The organism is Amycolatopsis sp. WGS_07, from assembly GCF_045278895.1.
Lineage (GTDB): Bacteria > Actinomycetota > Actinomycetes > Mycobacteriales > Pseudonocardiaceae > Amycolatopsis.
On record NZ_CP136053.1, the window covers coordinates 3,102,195 to 3,121,442 of the forward strand.

Here is a 19,248-nt window from a genome sequence, read left to right on the forward strand (position 1 = left end):
CCCGCGCATGAGCACTGATCCGCTGGCGGCAGGCGGGCTGAACGCCAAGGGCATCGCCGAAGCCGCGGCCGAAACGCACAAGCTGGCCGGCACCGCGAAAGCCGGCGGGTTCAGCATCGACGGCGACGCACTCGGTGACCTGCGCAAAGCGCTCACCGACATGGTCACGCGCCTCGAACGGCTCAAGCCGCAGACGCAGGCGCTGACGTCCGCGCCGAAGCTCGGCAGCCACCCGTACGGGCACACGGTGGCCGAGCACGACCGCAAGAGCGGTGCCGACGCGCCCGGGGCGGCCCTCGACGTGCTGGACCAGTTCGGCCGGATCCTGAAGGAGGCCGACGAGGCCCTCGCGCGGGCCGGCGGGGTCTACACCGAGAACGAGAACCAGGCCATCGACACTCACCGCACCGTGAAGGGCACCGAATGAGCACGCCGCAGCCGGGGCTCGCGCCGTCGGACGCCGACTACCTCGGGCACCCGCATCAGCAGCTGAAGTCGTACGTCGAGACGAACCTCGACGTGGAGCAGGTTTCCTCGGTCTCGCACGCGTACACCGAGGTGCAGAAGGCCTTCGAGGAATTCGCGACGCAGCTGGGCGAGGCCGTGAAGAAGGCCGCGAACGCGTGGAGCGGCGAGGCGGCGGCCGGCGCGCAGGCGTATTTCGTGAGCCTCGCCGAATGGGCCGAGGCGAATGGCCAGAACGCGAAGCTGGCCGCGCAGATCATCGAGGAGCAGGCATCCGCCGCGCAGGCGGCGAAGCATTCGATGCCGGACGCGGTCCCGTTCGACTGGTCCGAGGAATTCGACAAATGGTCGCACGCGAGCCCGCTCGAAATGAGCAATGAGATCGACGCGACGCTGAAGAAGCAGCAGGACAGCCGTTCCGCGCACGAGCAGGCCGCGGAGACGATGTCGAAGTACGACGCTTCGCTGCACGAGACGGGGTCGAAGCAGCCGACGTTCGCGCACCCGCCGAAGTTCGGCGTCGCGATGGGCGGCGGGGCTGCCGTGGCGATGCCGCCGGGCCCGCACCACGACGCGGCTCCCGCTCCTGGCGGGCACGCGGACGCACCTCCGGCCAGCCCAGCACCCGCTGTGACGTCCTCGGACGGCGGTGGGGCCGCCGCTGGTGGCGGTGCGGCACCGAGCGCCCCGACGGTCAGCGGTCCGAGCCAGTTCACCGGCGCGGTGCACCAGCCGATGCCGGACAGTTCGGGTGCGACCACGGCGGCCGGTTACGCCCCGCCCGCGGCTCAGGCCGCGCCGAGCGGCGGCAATGCCGGGTCGGCCGGCATGGGCATGGGCGCGATGCCGATGGGCGGAATGGGCATGGGCGGCGGCGGTTTCGGCGCCGACGAGGAACACGAAACCAAGGTCGGCCGCGGCGGCGGCAACGGTTCGTTCGGCCCCGGCGACGGCGCGATGACCCCAGGCGCGGCGGACGTCGCGGCCGGCGGAATGGGCGGTGCCCCGGCCCGCCCCGGCATGGGCTTCGGCGCACGCCCGTACGACGACGGCAACGACCAGCCCGCGTTCGTCATGGAAATCGAGGACGACGAGGTGTTCGGCAGCGGGCACCGTTCCGCGCCGCCGGTCATTGGGGAATAGCTAGGGAGTCCGTTGTGGACGGTGCTGCACTGTCCACAACGGACTGACTGGCTAGTCCGCGATGGTGCCCCAGTTCTGCCATCTCCAGCAGCACCGTCCGCCGGGCCGCTGGACTGGGTGCTGCCGCGACTGCTTCAGGGCACAACAGCCCGGAGGTTTTGTCCAGGAGTTGTCAAGAGCGCGGGCTCAGTAGCGGTAAAACTTCTCCGCCCGACCTTGGCGGACCAGCTTCAGCCACTGCACGAACGCCTTCGGGTCCCGCTTCACGCCCACGAAATACAGCCCGAAGCGCAATACCTCCAGCGCCCCGATCTTCCGCATTCCCGGCTGCGACAGCAAATACCCGCGGTTGCGATACGTGTAATACCGCTTGACCTCGTTCTCCGGATCCTGCGCGTGGAATTTCCCGCCCAGCATCGGTTTGAACTCGTCCGAACCGTCGGGGTGCAGGTAGGTCGTGCGCAGCGACGTGCCGAACGGCAGCCCGGACCGGACGAGCCTGCGGTGCAGTTCCACCTCGTCGCCGCGGAAGAACAGGCGCAGGTCCGGCACACCGGTGACGTCCAAAGTGGACGAACGGAACAACGCGCCGTTCATCAGGGAAGCGATGCCGGGCAGGAAATCCGTGCCCAGTTCGGCCGACGAGCGTTTCCAGGTGAGGCCGCGGCGCAGCGGGAACGCGAGTTTCGCCGGGGCGTCGATGTTCGCCACCACCGGGGAGATCTCGGCGAGGCCGCGCTTTTCGGCCTCCTCCAGCAGGATTTCGAGCACGTGCTCGTCCGCCGGGCGGCCGTCGTCGTCGGCGAGCCAGACCCATTCCGCGCCCATCGACAGCGCGTGCAGCATGCCGAGCGCGAAACCGCCCGCGCCGCCGAGGTTCCGGTGCGAGGGCAGGTACGTGCAGGGCAGCGGGAAGGCCTCCACGACGTCCCGCGCGGATTTGTCCGGGCCGTTGTCGACCACCACGAGGTGGTCGACCGGCCGGGTCTGGGCGGCGATGATCTTCAGCGAGTCCGCGAGCAGCTCGCGCCGGTGCCGCGTGACCACCACGCCGACGACGGCGCCCTCGGGCAGCTCTCGCGTCTCGCCGGTCATCATTCCCCGCCGTTCGTCGTCGTCGCGGGCTCGATGCCGAGGCGCTCGAGACCTTCCTGGCTCATGTTCTCGAACGGGTCGCGGCCCTTGTACTCGGTGAGCACCTCGCGCAGCGAACCCTGCTTCTTGACGTGGCCCTCGTCCATCCAGATCGCGGTGTCGCACAGCTCCATGAGGAACTCGTCGGAGTGGTTCGCGAACACCAGGATGCCGGACCGTTTGACCAGGTCCTTGAGCCGGTCGCGGGCCTTGTTGAGGAACGCCGCGTCGACCGCGCCGATGCCCTCGTCGAGGATCAGGATCTCCGGGTCGATCGAGGTCACCACGCCGAGCGCGAGCCGCACTCGCATGCCGGTGGAGTACGTCCGCAGCGGCATCTGCAGGTAGTCGCCGAGTTCGGTGAACTCCGCGATGTCGTCGACCCGCTTCTCCATCTCCTTGGCGCTCATGCCGAGGAACAGGCCGCGGATGAGGATGTTCTCCACGCCGGAGATCTCCGGGTCCATGCCGATGCCGAGGTCGAACACCGGCGCGATCCGGCCGACGATCCGCGACGAACCGCGGGTCGGCTCGTAGATGCCGGCGAGCAGCCGCAGCAGCGTCGACTTGCCCGCGCCGTTGTGCCCGACCAGGCCGACCCGGTCGCCCTCGCGGAGGCTGATCGACACGTCGTGCAGCGCCTCGATGATCGGCACCTTCTGGTCGGAGCTGATCTTGCCGCCGACCTTGCCGAGCACGCGCTTTTTCATCGAACGCGTCTTCGCGTCGAAAATCGGGAAGTCCACGTACGCGTTGTGGACGTCAATGCTGACCATCTGTCACACCCAATACGAGACGCGAGACCGGTAATTGCGCATGGCGACGAGGGCGAGGCCCCATCCGACCACGGTGAGCCCGCCGACCACGACCCAGCTGGTCCAGCTCACCGCCTGTCCGATGAGCGGCGACCGCACCACCTGCATGTAGTGGTAAAGCGGGTTGAGCTTGATGATCGGCAGTGCCCACGACGCACCGTCGCGCGCGCCGCCGGACAGCAGCTGGTCGACCGGCCAGACGATCGGGGTGCCGTAGAACATCAGCTGGATCAGCGAGTTGATCAGCTGCGGGATGTCGCGGAAACGCGTCGAAATGATGCCGAGCAGCAGCGCCGCCCAGCCCGCGGTGAGCGCGAGCAGCACGAATCCGGGGATGGCGAGGAAAATGTTCCAGCTCAGGCCCGGATGGCAATACTTCTCAGGCAGACAGGCACCGTCTGGCGACCCCAGGGAATACGGGGAATCGAGCGCTGAGAAGAAGATGATCAGCAGCACGACGTAGACGATCATGTTGTGCGCCAGCAGCAGCGTCTGCCGCCAGATCGTGCGCAGCACGTACACGCTGATCGGCGCGGGGACCTGTTTGATCAGCCCCTCGTTCGCGATGAACGTCTCCATGCCTTCGGTGAGGCAGCCCTGGATGAAGCCCCAGATGATGAAGCCGGTGGAGAGGTAGGGCAGGAACACCTCGATCGGCGTCCGGAACAGCTGCGAGTACAGCAGGCCAAGGCCGAGCGCGATGACGCCCTGGCTGATGGTGATCCAGAACGGGCCGATGATGGAGCGCCGGTAGCGCTGCTTGATGTCCTGCCAGCCGAGGTGCGTCCAAAGCTCGCGGGCGGCGAAACCGGTCTTGATGTCGTCGATCGCACGCCCGAACGTCTTGCTGTCCGACGACGGTGGAACCGGAGTCGAGACATCGGGTTCGGCTGCGTGAACCGTGCTGGTGGCATGCACGTGGACGAGGGTACCGATGGGACGCACCGGCCTCGGCTCGCCCCGGCCCGACCGGCCGCCGGTCACCGCGCGGAGGCGGGCGATACGGGGTCGGCCGCTCCTGGTGTCCTGGTAGTTTCTTGCCTTATGACTGCTGCTCTCGGTGCGGCGAGCTTGATGGTCGACCTCCTCTCGGCGTACGCGGACCGGCCGGACCCGCGTTCGGTCGCCGTGGTCGGCAACCAGCCGCTGGCTCCGGACCCGGCCCGGGCCAAGGCGGTCGACGACTGTGACCTGGTCATCCGGGTGAACGGGTTCGTCATCGACGAACCGGACGGACCGGACATCACCGGCCGCAAGGTGCACACGGTCGTCTTCAACCGGGCCGTGCGCGCCACCCGGCACGTGTTCCGCGACTACCGCTCCCGGCTGTATCTGCTGGTCGAGCCAGGCCGCCTGCACTGGGAGCCGGAGGCGCTGCCCGGCTGGTGGCCCTCGGACCTCGGGTTCGTCCCGGTGTCGAACCGCGACGTCGTGCTGCCGCTGTCGGACGCGCTCGGCCTGCCGACGCGCACCGAACCCACCTGGTCGACCACGGGTACGCTCGCGGCCTGGATCGCCCGCACCTCGTTCCCCGAGGCGCAGCTGGTGCTGACCGGGTTCTCCTTCATCGACAACCCGGAGCAGACCTCGTGGGAGCACGCTGCCGGGGATTCGTGCATCGTGGGGCCGGAGCACCAGATCGCCGCCGAGGGCAGGCTGCTGGAGTCGTGGACCCGCACCGGCACCACCACCTTGCTCCGCTGAAGCCCACTGGCCCTCTTCGAAGGAACTCCCGCCATGCCCTTCCTGAACTTCAGAAACCTGTTCGGTTCCCGGATCGCCCGGATCGTCGACTACCGCCTCGAGGAGCGGACGCGGGGCGTCATCCAGGACTTCGAGACCCGCATCGACGAGCTTGAGCACTGCACGGTCGACCACCGCCGACGGCTCGGCGAGACCGACGAGAAACTGGACACCGCGCTCGGCGACCTTCGCTGGATCCGCGGCGAGCTGGACCGGATGATCCCGCACGTCGCCGCGCAGGAGGAGCAGCTGGAGACGCTCCGGGAGAAGCTCGCGGTCACCCCGCGCGCGAACGATGCCGAGGCGCTCGAAGCTCGCTCGCTGGTCGAGGAGATCCAGCGGCAGCACGCGCAGATTCGCGTCCGGTTGGCCGGAATCGCCCGGTACGAGGAGCGCCTGAGCCGGCTCGAGAACGCGAAGCTCACGCCTGCGCAGTGACTTCCGTCATCGCCCGCGACGCGACCGAGGCCGACGCCGAGCTGTTGCTGGCCTGGCGCAACGACCCGGCGACCCGGAAGTCGTCGCGGTCCACCGGCGTGATCGATCTGGACGCTCACCTGCGGTGGTTGCGCGGGGTGCTCGCGGCGCCCGGCCGGATGCTGCTCGTGCTGGAGGAAGCCGGAAAACCGGTGGGCACGGTGCGCTTCGACGACGAGGGCGGCCGCGAGTGGGAGGTCAGCATCACGCTCGCGCCGGAAAGCCGCGGCCGGGGCTTGTCGCGGGCGGTGCTCGACGCGGGGGAGCGAACCCTGGCGGCCCGGACGGACGCGACGGCCGTGCTGGCCGCGGTGCACGAGGAGAACGCGGCGTCGGCGGCGTTGTTCGAGCATGCTGGTTACCTGGAGGTCGCGCCCCCTGCCGACGGGTTCCGCCGGCTGCGCAAGACTCTGCATTGATCCCCACCGGAAGGACGCCACCCATGTCCGAAGTCCGCATCGGCAAGCACCTGCTCGGTCCGGAGCGGCCGCCGTTCGTGATCGCGGAGATGTCCGGCAATCACAACGGCGACCTGGACCGCGCGCTGGCCATCGTGGACGCGATCGCCGAGGCGGGCGCGCACGCGGTGAAGCTACAGACGTACCGGCCGGACACGATCACTGTCGACGTCGACGGCCCGGCGTTCCGGATCGGCGACGGACATTCCCTGTGGGGCGGGGAAAACCTGTACAAACTGTACGAAAAGGCGCACACGCCCTGGGAATGGCACGAGCCGATCTTCGCCCGCGCCCGCGAACGCGGCCTGGAAGTGTTCTCCAGCCCGTTCGACCCGACCGCGGTGGAGCTGCTGGAGTCGCTGGACGCGCCCGCGTACAAGATCGCCTCGTCGGAGATCGTCGACCTGCCGCTGATCGAACTGTGCGCCCGCACCGGCAAACCGCTGGTGATCTCGACCGGAATGGCGAACGTCGCGGAGATCGACGCGGCCGTGCGCACGGCTCGTGCGGTGGGCAACGACCAGCTGATCGTCCTTGGTTGTACGGCGAGCTACCCCGCGTCGCCGACGGAAAGCAACCTGCGCGGACTGCCGCTGCTGGCCGGTCTCACCGGAACGCTGGTCGGCCTGTCGGACCACACGCCGGGCCTGGGCGCACCGGTCGCCGCGGTCGCGCTGGGCGCGGTGGCGATCGAGAAACACGTGACACTCGCGCGCAGCGACGGCGGCGTGGACTCGGAATTCTCGTTGGAGCCAGCGGAATTGGCCGCGCTGGTCACGGAGACCCACCGCGCGTGGGAGGCACTCGGTTCGCCGGTGCTGGGTCCGCGGGAGAGCGAGAAGGAGGGGCTTCGGCTCCGGCGTTCGCTGTACGTGGTGGAGGACGTCCGGGCCGGGGATCCCGTGACCGCGCAGAACGTCCGCTCCATCCGTCCCGCTGGCGGGCTCGCTCCTGGTGAGATCGTGAACGTGCTGGGCCGGACGTTCCGGGTCGATGCCGCCAAGGGAACCGCGCTGACGTGGGATTTGATCTAGTCTCGGTGGTATGGCAGGCGAAAAGTCCCGCAAGGCGTTGCTGGCCACCCTCGGAGTGCTTGGGGCGATCCCGGTCGCTTCCGGGCTGACCGGGATTCTCGGCGGGCCGGAACGTGCTCCCGGTGGTGCCGCGACTACGCCCAGTGTGGACAGCGAGTACCGCTTCGTAAACACATTCTGGACGGCGGCCGGGGTTGCGCTGTGGTGGTCGATCCTTCGGCCGGAGAAGCGCGCGGGGACTACTCGGGTGGTGCTGGGGACTGCTGCCGCGGGAGGCTTGCCGCGGCTTTTGTCAGCGCGGCGGGCTGGGGTGCCGCATCCGGTTTTTAGGGCGGCGACGGTGTTGGAGCTGGCTGTGGTGCCGGGGGTTTTGTTGTGGCACGCGAAGGTTCTTCGGGATGGTCGGCGTGCGGGAAAGCCGGGTGCTGATCTGGCGGCTGCGCCGGACCGGAGCTAGGCCGGTCGGCGTCTGATTTACAGTCAGATCCCGAAACCCGCGTTCCGGAGCGAGAGCCATGCGGTGGTGCTCGGCTGACGGCAAGGACTGCGGCAAGCTGTGAAACATCGTGAGACAGCGGAGATCAGCAGGGCCCATCGCGAACTAGCGTGAACCCCGCTGACATGCGCTTACAGTCTCAGCCAGGCGAACTGCCGAACCCCGGGCTTCTGATCCGTAGTCAGATGCCGAAGAACCCGCGTACCCCGTCAATCACCCGGTCCACATCGGCATCACTCAGCGACGGAAAAAGCGGCAGCGAAAGCTCCTGCTCGTAATAAGCCTCAGCATTCGGACACAACCCCCGCCGATAGCCGAGATCCTCGAACACCGGGTGCCAGTAAGCCGGGATGTAGTTCACCTGCACCCCGATCCCCAACCCGCGCAAGTGATCGAACAACGCGCGCCGGCGGCCCTCCAGTACCCGCAACGGGTACAGATGCCACACCGGATCCGCACCATCCCGACGAGGCGGCGTCAGAACGCCAGAAACATCCGCAAGCGCCGCGTTGTACCGCGAGTGGATCTCCGCCCGCCGCAGCTTGAACTCCGCAAGCCGCTTGAGCTGGCTGCTTCCCAACGCGCACAAGACATCCGGCAGCCGGTAATTCAGCCCGAACTCGTGCACTTCCTGATGCCAAGCACCCTCATCCGGATAACGCTGACGCGACTTATCCCGAACCAAGCCATGATTGCGGAACCCCTGTGCACGTTCCAGCAACCCCGAAGACCCAGTAACGACCGCCCCACCCTCGGCGGTCGTCAGGTTTTTGGTGGGAAAGAAGGAAAACGTGGTCAGATCGGCAAGCGAACCAACCGGCCGCCCCTGCCACGAACCGCCGACCGAGTGCGCGGCGTCTTCCAACAACAAAGCGTCGGCGTCGTGCGCGATCTTCGCCAACGCGTCCAGTTCGGCGGGGTGCCCGGCGTAGTCGACGGCCGCGATCACCTTCGTGCGCGAAGTCACCGCGGCTGCGGCGGCGTCGACGGACAGGTTGCCGGTATCCGCCTCGACGTCGGCGAACAGCACCTTCGCGCCGTGCAGTGCCGCGGTTGCCGCGGTGGCGACGAAGGTCATCGGCGAAGCCACGACCTCGTCGCCCGCACCGATTCCGGCTGCGGCATAAGCGACATGCAAGGCGGCAGTGCCGGAGGTGACCGCGACGGCAGGCGTGCCGCCGGTGTGCTCCGCGAGGTCCGCCTCGAACTTCGCGACCGCGGGCCCGGTGGTGAGCCAGTCGCCGCGCAGGACCGCGACGACGGCTTCGATGTCCTCTTCGCTGACGGACTGGCGTCCGTACGGCAGAAACTCAGGCATATTGCTCGACCAGTTCGCGGAGTTCGTCGGCCTCGAGCCAGAGGTCGTTCGTGTCCGAGCGGTACGCGAAGCCTTCCGGCACTTCCTCCCCGGCGGCCGGCGACTCGTAGCCCCAGCCGGCCAGATGCGGCTGCACGACGTAACGGTCGGTGAGCCGGAGGGTCCGCCGCGCGTCGTCGGGGGCGATCATCTCCTCGTGCAGCTTCTCGCCGGGGCGCACGCCGACCTCGTGCATCGGCGAGCCGGGGGCGATCGCCTGTGCCAGGTCGACCAGCCGCATGCTCGGGATCCGCGGCACGTACAGCTCACCGCCGGACATCTGGTCGAACGAGTCGACCACGAACTGCACGGCCTGCGGCAGCGTGATCCAGAACCGGGTCATGTCCTTGTGCGTGATCGGCAGCGACTCGCCCTGCTCGGCGAGCTTGCGGAAGAACGGGATGACGCTGCCGCGCGAGCCCATCACGTTGCCGTAGCGCACCACGGAGAACCGGGTCGGGTGCGCGGCGGCGTAGTGGTTGCCGCTGATGAACATCCGGTCCGCGCACAGCTTGGTCGCGCCGTAGAGGTTGATCGGGCTGGACGCCTTGTCGGTCGACAGCGCGACGACCTTCTTCACGCCGGTGTCGATCGCCGCTTCGATCACGTTCTGCGAGCCCGTGACGTTCGTCTGGACGAACTCGAACGGGTTGTACTCGCCGGTGTCGACCTGCTTGAGCGCGGCGGCGTGCACCACGTAGTCGACGCCGTGCATGGCGCGTTCGAGGCGGCGGCGGTCGCGCACGTCGCCGATGAACCAGCGCAGCCGCGGGTCGTCGTTGAACAGCTGCCGGGCTTCGTACTGCTTCAGCTCGTCGCGGGAAAGCACCACGAGACGGCTGGGGTTCAGCTCGGCCAGCGCGTAGGCGATGAACGCCTTGCCGAAGGAGCCGGTCCCGCCGGTGAGCAGGATGCTGGAACCATCCAGCTCGGACATCGATGACCTCCGCGATCGGGGTTCGTGGATCGGCGCGGGCGCCGCAGGCCATCATGTCACCCATGCGTGCAGGCCCCGGCGTCAACGCCGTGATACAGGCCCGGTCGTCGTCCACCCGGCTGCCGGGGAAGGTGCTGCGGCCGCTCGCCGGGCGGAGCGTGCTGGGCTGGGTCGTCCGGGCCGCCGCGGCCGCCCCCGGCGTTGCCCAGGTGGTGGTCGCGACCTCGGACGATGCGTCGGACGACGCGGTCGCCGCCGAAGCGGAACGCTGCGGCGCGCGCGTCGTGCGAGGGCCGCTGGACGACGTCGTGGCCCGGTTCGGGCTCGCGCTTTCGGAGTATCCGGCGGACGCAGTGATCCGTCTCACGGCGGACTGCCCGCTGCTCGATCCCGCGTTGATCGGCCGGCTGGTCGCGGTGTGGCGGGCCGAACCGTCGCTGGACTACGTCTCGACCACGCTCGTGCGCACCCTGCCGCGTGGCTTCGACGCGGAGCTGGTGCGCGCGCCGGTGCTGGCCGAGCAGGTGGCGACCGCGACCGGGGCGGATCGCGAGCACGTGACGTCGGCGATCTACCGGCAGCCCGACCGGTACTCGTGCACCGGAATCGTGGTCAGCCCGGCGGCCGACGACCTGCGGGTCACGTTGGACACGGCGGAGGACTGGGAGCTGATCTCGGCTCTCGTGGCCGAACTGGGCGATGCGCCCGGATCATGGCGTTCGGTGGTGTCGCTGCTGCGGTCGCGGCCGGACCTGGTCGCGCTGAACGCGCACGTCGAGCAGAAGAAGGTCGGCCAATGAAGCTGCTGCTCCGGGCGGACGCTTCGCCGACCATCGGGGCCGGGCACATCTCCCGCGTGGTCGCCTACGCCGAGCGCGCGGTCGCCAGGGGCTGGGACGTGCACTTCGCCGGCGCCACGACCAACGCGGAGTGGCTGGCTGCGCGGTTTGACGAGCTGTCGGTGCCGCGTTTGCCGGTTTCTCCCTTGCCTGAATTGGTTTCCGGCTTCGACGCGGTGCTCGTGGACCACTACGGCATCGGCGACATCCGGGCCGAGGTGAACTCCGCCGGTGCTCGCCTGGTGTCCATTGAGGACGATGTGTTCGGCCGTCGTCCGGCGGATGTGGTGGTGGATTCGGGCTTTGCGCCGGGCCCACGTCCCGACGATGGCTCCGGCTTGCTGCTGCGAGGCGTGGAGTACACGCCGCTTCGAGACGTCGTGCTGCGCGCGCGTTCTCGCCGGACCACGTCGTCGCCGTCGCAGGTGACGGTGGTTTTGGGCGGCGGCGCTGAGTGGGCCTCGACGGTCTCGCTGCTGCTCCAGGCGCTGGCGGACACCGGATTGCCGTTCGCCGCGGACGCGTTGGTCCGTGGCACGCCGACGCTGCCGTCCACTGTGGATGGCCAGGTGATCCGCGTAGCCGCGCCGCATGCCGGACTGCTGGACCTCCTCGCCGGGACCGACGTCGCGATCAGTGCTTCCGGCGTGACCTTTCTGGAGCTGTGCTGCCTCGGCGTGCCGACGGCCGCGGTGCAGCTGGTGGACAACCAGGCGCCTGGATACCGGGCGGCACTGGACCGAGGACTGGCGTGCGGCCTGGGACCGGCGGACACGCTGGCCGAACGGCTGCCGGAGGCGACCGAAACGTTGCGGCAGTTGCTGTCGGACGCTTCGCTGCGGTCGCGGCTTTCGGCAAGCGGACGGTCCGCTGTGGACGGCCGGGGAGTGGACCGGGTGCTGGACGCGCTAGCCGGGTTCTGATTGAGGACCGAAACAGTCCGCAATCCTTCCTAACCTCCTTGGCATGACCGAGACCCCGTTCCGGATCCACATCCCGCAGTCCGACCTCGACGACCTCAACCGCCGCCTGGCCGATACCCGCTGGCCCGACCCCTTCGCCGATCCGGCCTGGGACCTCGGCATCCCCGTCGAAGCCGTCCAGGACCTCGCCGACTACTGGCGGCTCGGTTTCGACTGGCGGGCGCAGGAAGAACGCATCAACGGCTTCCCGCAGTTCACCACCACCATCGACGGCGCGAACGTCCACTTCCTGCACCTGAAGTCCCCCGAACCGGACGCCGTCCCGCTGCTGCTCACACACGGCTGGCCGGGCTCGATCGTCGAATTCCTCGACCTCATCGGCCCGCTCGCCGACCCCCGGGCCTACGGCGGCGACCCGGACGTCGCGTTCCACGTCGTCGTTCCGTCCGTCCCCGGGTTCGCCTTTTCCGGGCCGACGCCGGACCGCGGCTGGGGTCCGGCGCGCACGGCGCGGGCGTGGGCGGAGCTGATGACCCGCCTCGGGTACCCGGAATTCGGCACGCACGGCGGCGACTGGGGCGCGTTGATCTCGCGCGAACTCGGCGTCCAGTTCCCCGACCGGATCATCGGGGCGCACGTCACGATGCTGCCGTCCGCGGTGGCTCGCGACGAGGCCGACCTCGCCGGGCTCACCGGGGATGAGCTGGCGAAAGGGCAGCGGTCGCTGGCGAAGTCGCGGGCCTTCCAGTACACCGGCCTCGGCTACGCGATGATCCAGTCCACCAAGCCGCAAACGCTTGCGTACGGGCTCACCGACTCCCCGGCCGGCCAGCTGGCCTGGATCGCCGAGAAGTTCCGGGCCTTCTCGAACACCGACCACGACCTGATCGACCGGGACGACCTGCTCGCCAACGTCTCGCTCTACTGGTTCACCCGCACCGCCGCGTCGTCCGCGCGGATCTACGCCGACCAGGACGGCCAGTGGGGCGCGCCGCCCCCGTCGTCGACCGTGCCGACGGCGGTCGCGGTGTTCCCGGACGACATCGGGCTCCCGCTGCGGCACCTGGCCGAGCGCACCGACCGGATCGTGCGGTGGACGGAGATGCCGCGCGGCGGGCACTTCCCGGCGCTCGAAGAACCCGACCTGCTGATCGGGGATCTCCGAGCGTTCTTCTGCGCGAAGAGCTAGCGAAGAGCTAGCGAAGAGCTAGAGGTACTGCCCGGTTCCGGTGATGCCGTGCCCGTGCCCCTCGCCGGGGTGGCCACCGGAGCCGGACGACCCCGCGGGCAGCCCGCGGCGCATCTGCTCCAGCTGCACCCGCGCGGCCATCTGCTGCGCGAACAGCGCGGTCTGGATGCCGTGGAACAGCCCCTCCAGCCAGCCGACCAGCTGGGCCTGCGCGATCCGCAGTTCGGCGTCCGAGGGCGTCTGGTCCTCGGTGAACGGCCGCACGAGCCGCTCCAGTTCCTCGCGCAGCTCCGGCGCGAGGGCCTGCTCCAGCTCGCGCACCGACGTCTGGTGGATCTCGCGGACGCGGTTGCGGCTGGCGTCGTCCAGCGGCGCGGCGCGGACCTCCTCCAGCAGCTGCTTGATCATGGTGCCGATGCGCATCACCTTGGCCGGTTCCTCGACCAGGTCCCCGACGGACTCGTTCTCCTCGCCGTCGGGGGCGACCTGCGCGGTGCCGACCGGGACCCCGTCCGGTCCCACGACGACCACGTGCGGCGCGTCCGTTCCGTCCCCGGTCGCGCCCGTTCCCCCGAAGTTCGGCTCGCTCATGTGCTCCATCCCCGTCGCTGACTGGCGGTCCTGCCCCGAGCCTAGCGGCCGTTCGGGCAGTTCTGCCCAACCCCGCGGCAACCGCGAAACCGCACGTCCGTACGGTGTCACCATGGCGTTCGACGTCGCTCGTATCCGTGGGCTGTTCCCCGCGCTTGGCGACGGCTGGATTCACTTCGACGGCGCCGCCGGAATGCTCGTGCCCGAACAGGTCGCTTCGGCCGTTTCGACGGCGATGCGGGCCCCGGTGTCCGGGCCGGGCGGAGCCTTTCCGGCCTCCCAGCGGGCGGAAAGCATCGTCACCGCGGCCCGCCGGGCCGTGGCAGATCTGGTCGGGGCGGACCCGGCCGCCGTCGTGCTCGGCCCGAGCGCGCCGGTGCTGCTGCGCAGGCTCGTCGACGCGCTCGCCGAACGCTGGACGATCGGCGACGAGGTCGTCGTCTCCCGGCTCGACGAAGAGGCCAACATCGCACCGTGGCGGCGCGCCGCGAAACGCGTCGGCGCGGTCGTGCGCTGGAGCGAGATCGACATCGAGACCTGCGAACTGCCCGCGTGGCAGTACGAGAACCTCGTGTCCGCGCGGACGAAAGCGGTGTCGGTGACGCTGGCGTCCGGGTCCGTCGGGACCCGGCCGGACGTGCCGACGGTGATCGAATTCGCCAAGCGGGTCGGGGCGCTCGTCGTGGTCGACGCGACCTACGCGGCCCCGTTCGTGCCGCTTGACCTGCAAGAACTCGGTGCCGACGTCATGGTCGTCTCCGCTCCCTCGTGGGGCGGACCCGCGGTCGGGGCGCTGGTGTTCCGCGATCCGGAGCTGCTGGAGCGCATCTCGTCGGTGTCGCTCGACCCGGCCGCGACCGGTCCCGCACGGCTCGAACTCGGCCCGCACGCCTACCCGCTGCTGGCCGGCGTCGTCGCTTCGATCGACTACCTCGCCGGCCTGGACGACGCCGCGACCGGCTCCCGCCGCGAACGCCTCGTGACGTCGCTCGGCTCGGCCAAGTCGTACCACGCGGGCCTGCTCGCGCAGCTGTCCACGGAACTGCGCTCGCTGCGGCACGTGATGGTGATCGGCGACGCGATGCGCCGGATCCCCGCGCTCGCCTTCGCGGTGGCCGGCGCGAAAGCGTCCCAGGTCGCCGAATACCTGGCGTCGCAAGGTTTGTGCGCCTTCGCCGACGACGGCACCAGCGGCGTGTTCGCGTCGCTGGGCGTCGGCGAGGTCGGCGGAGCGGTGCGGATCGGTCTGGCGCACTACTCCAACGTGTTCGAGATCAACCAGCTGGTGCGGGTGCTGGAAGAACTGCGCTGACCGTCAGGACTTCGCGGCCAGCAAAACCTTCCCGAAGATGCTGCCCTCCTCGAGCATCCGGTGCGCGGACGCGGCCTCGGCCATCGGCACCACGTCGCCGACGATCGGCTGCACCGAACCCTGTTCCACCAAGGGCCACAACCGCTTCCGGACATCCGCGACGATGGCCGCTTTCTGGTCGAGCGGACGCGAGCGCAGCCCGGCCGCGTACACGCTCGCGCGTTTGCCCAGCAGCTTGCCGATGTTCAGCTCGCCCTTGATCCCGCCCTGCATGCCGATGATGACCAGGCGGCCGTCGGCGGCGAGCGCGTCGACGTTGCGGCCGAGGTACTTCGCGCCCATGTTGTCGAGGATGACGTCGGCGCCCTTCGTCTCGGCGCGCAGCACCTCGACGAAATCCTGCTCCTTGTAGTTGATCGCGATGTCGGCGCCGAGCTGGCTGCAGCGTTCGAGCCGCTCGGGCGAACCCGCGGTGACCGCGACGGTCGCGCCGAGCGCCTTGCCCACCTGGATCGCGTGCGTGCCGATACCGCCCGCGCCGCCGTGCACCAGCAGCACCTGGCCTTCGCCGAGACCGGCGTGCATCACGACGTTCGCCCACACCGTGCAGGCCACCTCGGGCAACCCGGCCGCGGACATCGTCTCGATCTCGGCGGGCACCGGCAGCAGCTGCCCGGCCGGGACCGCGACGCGCTCGGCATACCCGCCGCCGGCGAGCAGCGCGCACACCTCGTCGCCGACCTGCCAGCCCTCGACGCCCTCGCCGAGTTCGGCGATCGTGCCCGAGCATTCCAGCCCGAGGATGTCGCTCGCCCCGGGCGGCGGCGGATAGTTGCCCTGGCGCTGCAGCAGGTCGGCGCGGTTGACCGCACTGGCCGTGACGTCCAGCAGCACCTCGCCGGGCCCGGGTTCCGGATCGGGGACCTCGGTCCATTCGAGCACGTCAGGGGCACCGGGTTCGCGGATCGTGATCGCGTGCATGCGCCCGACTGTATCCCGGGTCAGCCGAGATCGTTGGTGCTGAAGGTGTTGCAGCTCGCGGGCTGGCCGGTGCGGTAGCCGGTGGTGAACCACTTCTCGCGCTGCGCCGACGTGCCGTGCGAGAAGCTCGACTGGTCGACGTGGCCGTTGCCGAGGTTCTTCTGGATGTAGTCGTCACCGATCCGGGCTGCGGTGTCCAGCGCGCGCGAGATGTCGTCCTGCGTGACGTCCTGGACCAGCGGTTTCCCGGAGCTGGTCGGGGTCGTGCTGGCGTGGTTGGCCCACACGCCGGCGTAGCAGTCGGCCTGCAGTTCCAGCCGGACCGAACCGGATGTCGGTCCGGAGCCGGTGCCGCGCTTGGACGTGCCGGTGAGGTTCTGCACGTGGTGGCCGTATTCGTGGGCCAGCACGTACGCCTCGGTGAACAGCCCGCCCTTCGCGCCGAAGCGGGTCTTCAGCTCGTTGAAGAACGACAGGTCGATGTACACGTGCGAGTCGGCCGGGCAGTAGAACGGCCCGGTGTCCGACGTCGCGTTGCCGCAGCCGGTGCGCACGCCGCCGGTGAAGAAGCGGGTGGTCGCCTTGCGGTAGGTCTGCCCGGAACGGGAGAACTCCTGGGTCCAGTAGTCCTGGACGGAGTTGACGACCGCGACGATCGCGCAGTCGTGGTCGCGGTTCGCGTCGGCCCCGGTACGGCATTTCTTCGCGAGCGTGCCCGCGTCGAGCTGCTGCCCGGACTGGACGTCGCCGAGCCCGATGCCGCCCGCCGCGGGCGAGGTTCCGGTGCTGGGGACGCCGCCGAACTGGGAAAACAGGAAGTAGATGACCAGGCCGACGATGCCGAGCCCACCGCCGCCGATGGCCACGCGGCCGCCGATGCCGCCGCCTCCGCCGCTGCCGCGCAGGTCCTGGACTTCGGAGGAATCCAGATCCGCGTTGTCGTCGAATCGCACGCGGAAAGGGTAGCCGCAAACCCGGAAACGAGGCTGGGTGCGGCCCCTGCGCTGGGGGCCGCACCCAGGTACTACCGAGGTTTCGTTGACAGCGGTTGGCCACCGGCCGGGCTGGCGTCCGGCAGTGCCTTCGCGGTGCCGAGGCCGCGAAGTGAAGCAGTGCCAGAACGACGCCGGGTGCGCGTGGCCGATGCCGAGCGCACGGGGTGCTCGTGCTGTTCGCAATCGCGACCGAACCGGAACGGGGCCGTGCCGGTCGCGGGGACACAGCGGGCGGTCAACCGCGGGAACTACCTGCCATGCCACCACCTGGCCCTTCCCGGGGGAGACCGGACCGGCGTGCCCTTCGGCGCGCTCCGGGATCCTCGTCATCCCTCCGCTGACACCGAGGATGCGCTTCTTCGCGCCGAGTCTCAACCTTTTCGTAACCCTCCATTGGGGGAAGTTCGGCCGGAAATTTTCACGGCGGGTCGTGCCAGGCGGTGCGAAACCGGCCTTCTACGCTTCCGGCATGAGCGATGACCAGGACGTGCGCTGGTTGGATCCCGACGAACAGCACGCCTGGCGCGCGTACATCGTCGCGTCGCTCCGGCTGCGCCAGCGGCTGCACCGGGAGCTGACCGAAGCCCACGGCATCTCGCTCGCCGACTACGAGGTGCTGGTGTGCCTGAACCTGGCCCCGGACCGGTGCACCCGGATGACGGAGCTGGCGGCGCTGCTCGGCTCGACGAAGAGCAGGCTGTCGCACCAGATCGGCAAACTGGAGGCCGCCGGCCTGGTCGCGCGCCGCCCGGACCCGGAGGACAAACGCGGCGTGCTCACCGCATTGACCGACGCGGGCCAGCGCGTACTGGACAAAGCCGCCCCGACGCACGTGCGCGGTGCCCGCAAGCACCTGATCGACCTGCTGACGCCCGCCGAACAGGCCGCGGTGACCACGGCGTTCACCCGCGTCCTCGAACACCTGGACGACGTGGAAGGACGGCGCGATACCCTGACCTAGAAGGAAGCGTGGCAGAGCGGCCGAATGCAGACGCCTTGAAAGCGTCCGTAGGGAAACCTACCGGGGGTTCAAATCCCTCCGCTTCCGCTTGGGGCCGATAGCCTGCGTCAGCGCGGGTCATCGGCCTCTTTTGCAGTACGTCGTTGAGCGGGCACAGTGCATCCAATACGCTCGCTTCGGCCGATTTACAGGCAGCTTGCCTGCCAACCGAGGTTCCGGGGAGCGCCATGGGTGACGTCGGACGTGCAGTTGGCGAACTGAACGCTTACGCCGAGCAACTGGAAGACGCGGTGGACTTGGTCCACGACATGTTGGCCATCGAGCCAGAGCTGAGCGGCCAAGAGGTTCTGGTGAAGCTTCGTGCATTGGCTGACAAACGTCGGCGTGAAGTCGACAGCGTTCAGGCTGACGCTGTCGTCCGCGTCGACTGTGCCAACTGCAAGCATCCGATCTGGCGCCTCGGCGACTCCCGGTGGGAGCACGTCACCGGTTCGGTTGGTTGTCGCGCGGCCAGCTTTGATCGGGACGGAGACTGGGACGACCGATTCAGCAAGAGCCTGAAGGCGACACCACCTAGTTCCCGAAGCTAGTAAGCATGGCCTAGCCTTACCGGGTTGTGTGAGCCTCCATGGATGGACAACCACTGCACTCGCCTGCGCGGTCTACGTCCTTAGGCGACCCGAAAATCCCCAGGTGAGTACAGCGCTAACCGCCGTTCAGCTTGAAAGCGTCCGCTGGGAAACCTACCGGGGGTTCAAATCCCTCCGCTTCCGCTTGCCCGTCGCAGGGTGGCCCCGGATTCCGCGTTCGCGTGGGAGACCGGGGCCGTTTTCTTCGGCTTGCTTCGGCTGGCGGGGTCCGGCGGACGCGCGGGTACCCTGGCCAGTGCTGTGCGCCGAGTTCCCGTGGAGTCTTCCGTCATTCGCGACGTCGGCTACGACGCCGCGAATTCCGTGCTGGAGATCGGGTTTCACAACGGCAGCGTTTACCGCTACCACCTCGTGCCCGCGCGGGTGCATCGCGAGCTGATGGCCGCCGAGAGCCCAGGGCGGTACCTGAACGGGGAGATCAAACCGCGGTTTCCCGGGCAAGCCGTGGAGTGATTGCGGCGTCAGGCTTTCTTGGCCTCGCGCTGGGCGATCCGCGCCTGGACCTCCGGACGGCGCAGCGGCGGCACGGTCGCCGGCGGCTGGCGGCGCTGCGGGAGTTCCTCCAGCAGCCGCGCGGTGATTCCGGCGATTTCGGCGACCGCCGCCTCGAACGGTTCGCGCGTCGCGTCCGAAAGGGACTGCACCCCGGTCACTTTGCGCACGTACTGGCGTGCCGCGGCTTCGATCTCTTCCGTGGTGGCGGCGGGCTGCAGGCCGCGGAGCGTCGTGATGTTTCGGCACATGTCGT

Annotated in this window: 23 protein-coding genes and 1 tRNA gene; 15 read left to right on the plus strand and 9 right to left on the minus strand. The window is 69.1% G+C overall.

Annotated features, from left to right (window positions below; translation table 11 throughout):
* The first annotated feature begins 7 nt into the window (after positions 1 to 7).
* Both RPX00_RS14595 and RPX00_RS14600 read left to right on the plus strand, forming a co-directional pair.
* A complete protein-coding gene (locus RPX00_RS14595; protein ID WP_406640069.1) occupies positions 8 to 427 on the plus strand; it encodes a hypothetical protein in 420 nt (139 codons plus the stop codon).
* Positions 424 to 1,608 carry a hypothetical protein gene (locus tag RPX00_RS14600; protein WP_406640070.1) on the plus strand — a complete coding sequence of 395 codons (1,185 nt, stop codon included), beginning with the start codon at positions 424 to 426 and terminating at the stop codon, positions 1,606 to 1,608. Before RPX00_RS14595 ends, RPX00_RS14600 begins: the two co-directional genes overlap by 4 nt.
* 186 nt (positions 1,609 to 1,794) lie before the next feature.
* On the opposite strand, the gene RPX00_RS14605 is transcribed toward RPX00_RS14600, so the two are convergent.
* The 3 genes from RPX00_RS14605 to RPX00_RS14615 are packed head-to-tail and all read right to left on the minus strand — an operon-like array spanning position 1,795 to position 4,475.
* Entirely contained in the window at positions 1,795 to 2,703 is a 909-nt protein-coding gene (locus tag RPX00_RS14605) for a glycosyltransferase (RefSeq protein ID WP_406640071.1), read from the minus strand.
* Positions 2,703 to 3,518: an ABC transporter ATP-binding protein gene (locus tag RPX00_RS14610; protein ID WP_344281688.1), complete on the minus strand. Its 816-nt coding sequence runs from the start codon at positions 3,516 to 3,518 to the stop codon at positions 2,703 to 2,705. Before RPX00_RS14610 ends, RPX00_RS14605 begins: the two co-directional genes overlap by 1 nt.
* Before the next feature lie 3 nt (positions 3,519 to 3,521).
* Positions 3,522 to 4,475, minus strand: coding sequence for an ABC transporter permease (locus RPX00_RS14615; RefSeq protein WP_378301794.1), 954 nt, complete (start codon positions 4,473 to 4,475; stop codon positions 3,522 to 3,524).
* Between the two features lie 156 nt (positions 4,476 to 4,631).
* Here RPX00_RS14615 and RPX00_RS14620 point away from each other — a divergent pair, with 156 nt between their 5' ends.
* From RPX00_RS14620 to RPX00_RS14640, 5 genes are read left to right on the plus strand one after another with little or no spacing between them, the layout of a single operon-like run.
* The gene (locus RPX00_RS14620) at positions 4,632 to 5,261 is read left to right on the plus strand and encodes a hypothetical protein (protein ID WP_406642912.1); all 630 of its coding nucleotides are present in this window, start codon (positions 4,632 to 4,634) and stop codon (positions 5,259 to 5,261) included.
* Positions 5,262 to 5,294: 33 nt separating this feature from the next.
* Complete coding sequence (locus RPX00_RS14625; RefSeq protein ID WP_406640072.1) at positions 5,295 to 5,738, plus strand: hypothetical protein; 444 nt, start codon at positions 5,295 to 5,297, stop codon at positions 5,736 to 5,738.
* Positions 5,735 to 6,196 (plus strand): N-acetyltransferase family protein, encoded by a 462-nt coding sequence (locus RPX00_RS14630; RefSeq protein ID WP_406640073.1) that lies wholly within the window; start codon positions 5,735 to 5,737, stop codon positions 6,194 to 6,196. The genes RPX00_RS14625 and RPX00_RS14630 overlap by 4 nt, the downstream gene beginning before the upstream one ends.
* Positions 6,197 to 6,219: 23 nt before the next feature.
* Positions 6,220 to 7,269: a pseudaminic acid synthase gene (gene pseI, locus RPX00_RS14635; protein WP_406640074.1), complete on the plus strand. Its 1,050-nt coding sequence runs from the start codon at positions 6,220 to 6,222 to the stop codon at positions 7,267 to 7,269.
* Between the two features lie 10 nt (positions 7,270 to 7,279).
* A complete protein-coding gene (locus RPX00_RS14640) occupies positions 7,280 to 7,726 on the plus strand; it encodes a DUF4345 domain-containing protein (protein WP_406640075.1) in 447 nt (148 codons plus the stop codon).
* A 220-nt stretch (positions 7,727 to 7,946) separates the two neighbouring features.
* Here RPX00_RS14640 and RPX00_RS14645 read toward each other — a convergent pair whose 3' ends face one another.
* Positions 7,947 to 9,083 carry a DegT/DnrJ/EryC1/StrS family aminotransferase gene (locus RPX00_RS14645; protein ID WP_406640076.1) on the minus strand — a complete coding sequence of 379 codons (1,137 nt, stop codon included), beginning with the start codon at positions 9,081 to 9,083 and terminating at the stop codon, positions 7,947 to 7,949.
* On the minus strand, positions 9,076 to 10,059 hold the full coding sequence (gene pseB / locus RPX00_RS14650) for a UDP-N-acetylglucosamine 4,6-dehydratase (inverting) (RefSeq protein WP_406640077.1): 984 nt from the start codon (positions 10,057 to 10,059) through the stop codon (positions 9,076 to 9,078). The genes RPX00_RS14645 and pseB overlap by 8 nt, the downstream gene beginning before the upstream one ends.
* Before the next feature lie 62 nt (positions 10,060 to 10,121).
* Here pseB and RPX00_RS14655 point away from each other — a divergent pair, with 62 nt between their 5' ends.
* Genes RPX00_RS14655 through RPX00_RS14665 form a run of 3 tightly spaced genes read left to right on the plus strand, consistent with a single transcriptional unit; the run spans position 10,122 to position 13,010 of the window.
* Entirely contained in the window at positions 10,122 to 10,859 is a 738-nt protein-coding gene (locus RPX00_RS14655) for a cytidylyltransferase domain-containing protein (RefSeq protein ID WP_406640078.1), read from the plus strand.
* On the plus strand, positions 10,856 to 11,821 hold the full coding sequence (locus RPX00_RS14660) for a spore coat protein (protein WP_406640079.1): 966 nt from the start codon (positions 10,856 to 10,858) through the stop codon (positions 11,819 to 11,821). Before RPX00_RS14655 ends, RPX00_RS14660 begins: the two co-directional genes overlap by 4 nt.
* A gap of 43 nt (positions 11,822 to 11,864) precedes the next feature.
* The gene (locus RPX00_RS14665; RefSeq protein WP_406640081.1) at positions 11,865 to 13,010 is read left to right on the plus strand and encodes an epoxide hydrolase family protein; all 1,146 of its coding nucleotides are present in this window, start codon (positions 11,865 to 11,867) and stop codon (positions 13,008 to 13,010) included.
* Positions 13,011 to 13,028: 18 nt separating this feature from the next.
* Here RPX00_RS14665 and RPX00_RS14670 read toward each other — a convergent pair whose 3' ends face one another.
* A complete protein-coding gene (locus tag RPX00_RS14670; RefSeq protein ID WP_406640082.1) occupies positions 13,029 to 13,610 on the minus strand; it encodes a bacterial proteasome activator family protein in 582 nt (193 codons plus the stop codon).
* A gap of 103 nt (positions 13,611 to 13,713) precedes the next feature.
* Here RPX00_RS14670 and RPX00_RS14675 point away from each other — a divergent pair, with 103 nt between their 5' ends.
* Positions 13,714 to 14,913 carry a cysteine desulfurase-like protein gene (locus RPX00_RS14675; protein ID WP_238603589.1) on the plus strand — a complete coding sequence of 400 codons (1,200 nt, stop codon included), beginning with the start codon at positions 13,714 to 13,716 and terminating at the stop codon, positions 14,911 to 14,913.
* A 3-nt stretch (positions 14,914 to 14,916) separates the two neighbouring features.
* Here the strand turns inward: RPX00_RS14675 and RPX00_RS14680 are convergent, their stop codons facing one another.
* Together RPX00_RS14680 and RPX00_RS14685 are read right to left on the minus strand one after the other, a co-directional pair.
* On the minus strand, positions 14,917 to 15,894 hold the full coding sequence (locus RPX00_RS14680; RefSeq protein ID WP_406640083.1) for an NAD(P)H-quinone oxidoreductase: 978 nt from the start codon (positions 15,892 to 15,894) through the stop codon (positions 14,917 to 14,919).
* A gap of 20 nt (positions 15,895 to 15,914) precedes the next feature.
* Positions 15,915 to 16,847 (minus strand): neutral zinc metallopeptidase, encoded by a 933-nt coding sequence (locus tag RPX00_RS14685; protein WP_406640084.1) that lies wholly within the window; start codon positions 16,845 to 16,847, stop codon positions 15,915 to 15,917.
* 511 nt (positions 16,848 to 17,358) lie between these two features.
* Here RPX00_RS14685 and RPX00_RS14690 point away from each other — a divergent pair.
* The 4 genes from RPX00_RS14690 to RPX00_RS14705 all read left to right on the plus strand — a co-directional run bounded on the left by RPX00_RS14690 (position 17,359) and on the right by RPX00_RS14705 (position 18,953).
* Positions 17,359 to 17,850 (plus strand): MarR family winged helix-turn-helix transcriptional regulator, encoded by a 492-nt coding sequence (locus RPX00_RS14690; RefSeq protein WP_406640086.1) that lies wholly within the window; start codon positions 17,359 to 17,361, stop codon positions 17,848 to 17,850.
* A gap of 2 nt (positions 17,851 to 17,852) precedes the next feature.
* Positions 17,853 to 17,937: transfer RNA gene (locus tag RPX00_RS14695), tRNA-Ser, on the plus strand.
* A 140-nt stretch (positions 17,938 to 18,077) separates the two neighbouring features.
* Entirely contained in the window at positions 18,078 to 18,440 is a 363-nt protein-coding gene (locus RPX00_RS14700) for a hypothetical protein (protein WP_406640087.1), read from the plus strand.
* Positions 18,441 to 18,755: 315 nt separating this feature from the next.
* Entirely contained in the window at positions 18,756 to 18,953 is a 198-nt protein-coding gene (locus RPX00_RS14705) for a KTSC domain-containing protein (protein WP_406640089.1), read from the plus strand.
* Positions 18,954 to 18,961: 8 nt separating this feature from the next.
* Here the strand turns inward: RPX00_RS14705 and RPX00_RS14710 are convergent, their stop codons facing one another.
* A complete protein-coding gene (locus RPX00_RS14710) occupies positions 18,962 to 19,243 on the minus strand; it encodes a DUF2277 domain-containing protein (protein WP_406640090.1) in 282 nt (93 codons plus the stop codon).
* Positions 19,244 to 19,248: the final 5 nt, after the last annotated feature.

Bases quoted from the DNA above. Each gene is read 5' to 3' on its own strand.
- RPX00_RS14670 (WP_406640082.1), bottom strand. From the start codon at position 13,610: ATGGAGCACATGAGCGAGCCGAACTTCGGGGGAACGGGCGCGACCGGG.
- RPX00_RS14605 (WP_406640071.1), bottom strand. From the start codon at position 2,703: ATGACCGGCGAGACGCGAGAGCTGCCCGAGGGCGCCGTCGTCGGCGTG.
- RPX00_RS14610 (WP_344281688.1), bottom strand. From the start codon at position 3,518: ATGGTCAGCATTGACGTCCACAACGCGTACGTGGACTTCCCGATTTTC.
- RPX00_RS14645 (WP_406640076.1), bottom strand. From the start codon at position 9,083: ATGCCTGAGTTTCTGCCGTACGGACGCCAGTCCGTCAGCGAAGAGGAC.
- RPX00_RS14710 (WP_406640090.1), bottom strand. From the start codon at position 19,243: ATGTGCCGAAACATCACGACGCTCCGCGGCCTGCAGCCCGCCGCCACC.
- RPX00_RS14655 (WP_406640078.1), top strand. From the start codon at position 10,122: ATGCGTGCAGGCCCCGGCGTCAACGCCGTGATACAGGCCCGGTCGTCG.
- RPX00_RS14680 (WP_406640083.1), bottom strand. From the start codon at position 15,894: ATGCACGCGATCACGATCCGCGAACCCGGTGCCCCTGACGTGCTCGAA.
- RPX00_RS14700 (WP_406640087.1), top strand. From the start codon at position 18,078: ATGGGTGACGTCGGACGTGCAGTTGGCGAACTGAACGCTTACGCCGAG.
- RPX00_RS14640 (WP_406640075.1), top strand. From the start codon at position 7,280: ATGGCAGGCGAAAAGTCCCGCAAGGCGTTGCTGGCCACCCTCGGAGTG.
- RPX00_RS14600 (WP_406640070.1), top strand. From the start codon at position 424: ATGAGCACGCCGCAGCCGGGGCTCGCGCCGTCGGACGCCGACTACCTC.
- pseI (WP_406640074.1), top strand. From the start codon at position 6,220: ATGTCCGAAGTCCGCATCGGCAAGCACCTGCTCGGTCCGGAGCGGCCG.
- RPX00_RS14675 (WP_238603589.1), top strand. From the start codon at position 13,714: ATGGCGTTCGACGTCGCTCGTATCCGTGGGCTGTTCCCCGCGCTTGGC.
- RPX00_RS14625 (WP_406640072.1), top strand. From the start codon at position 5,295: ATGCCCTTCCTGAACTTCAGAAACCTGTTCGGTTCCCGGATCGCCCGG.
- RPX00_RS14620 (WP_406642912.1), top strand. From the start codon at position 4,632: ATGGTCGACCTCCTCTCGGCGTACGCGGACCGGCCGGACCCGCGTTCG.
- RPX00_RS14665 (WP_406640081.1), top strand. From the start codon at position 11,865: ATGACCGAGACCCCGTTCCGGATCCACATCCCGCAGTCCGACCTCGAC.
- pseB (WP_406640077.1), bottom strand. From the start codon at position 10,059: ATGTCCGAGCTGGATGGTTCCAGCATCCTGCTCACCGGCGGGACCGGC.
- RPX00_RS14690 (WP_406640086.1), top strand. From the start codon at position 17,359: ATGAGCGATGACCAGGACGTGCGCTGGTTGGATCCCGACGAACAGCAC.
- RPX00_RS14660 (WP_406640079.1), top strand. From the start codon at position 10,856: ATGAAGCTGCTGCTCCGGGCGGACGCTTCGCCGACCATCGGGGCCGGG.
- RPX00_RS14595 (WP_406640069.1), top strand. From the start codon at position 8: ATGAGCACTGATCCGCTGGCGGCAGGCGGGCTGAACGCCAAGGGCATC.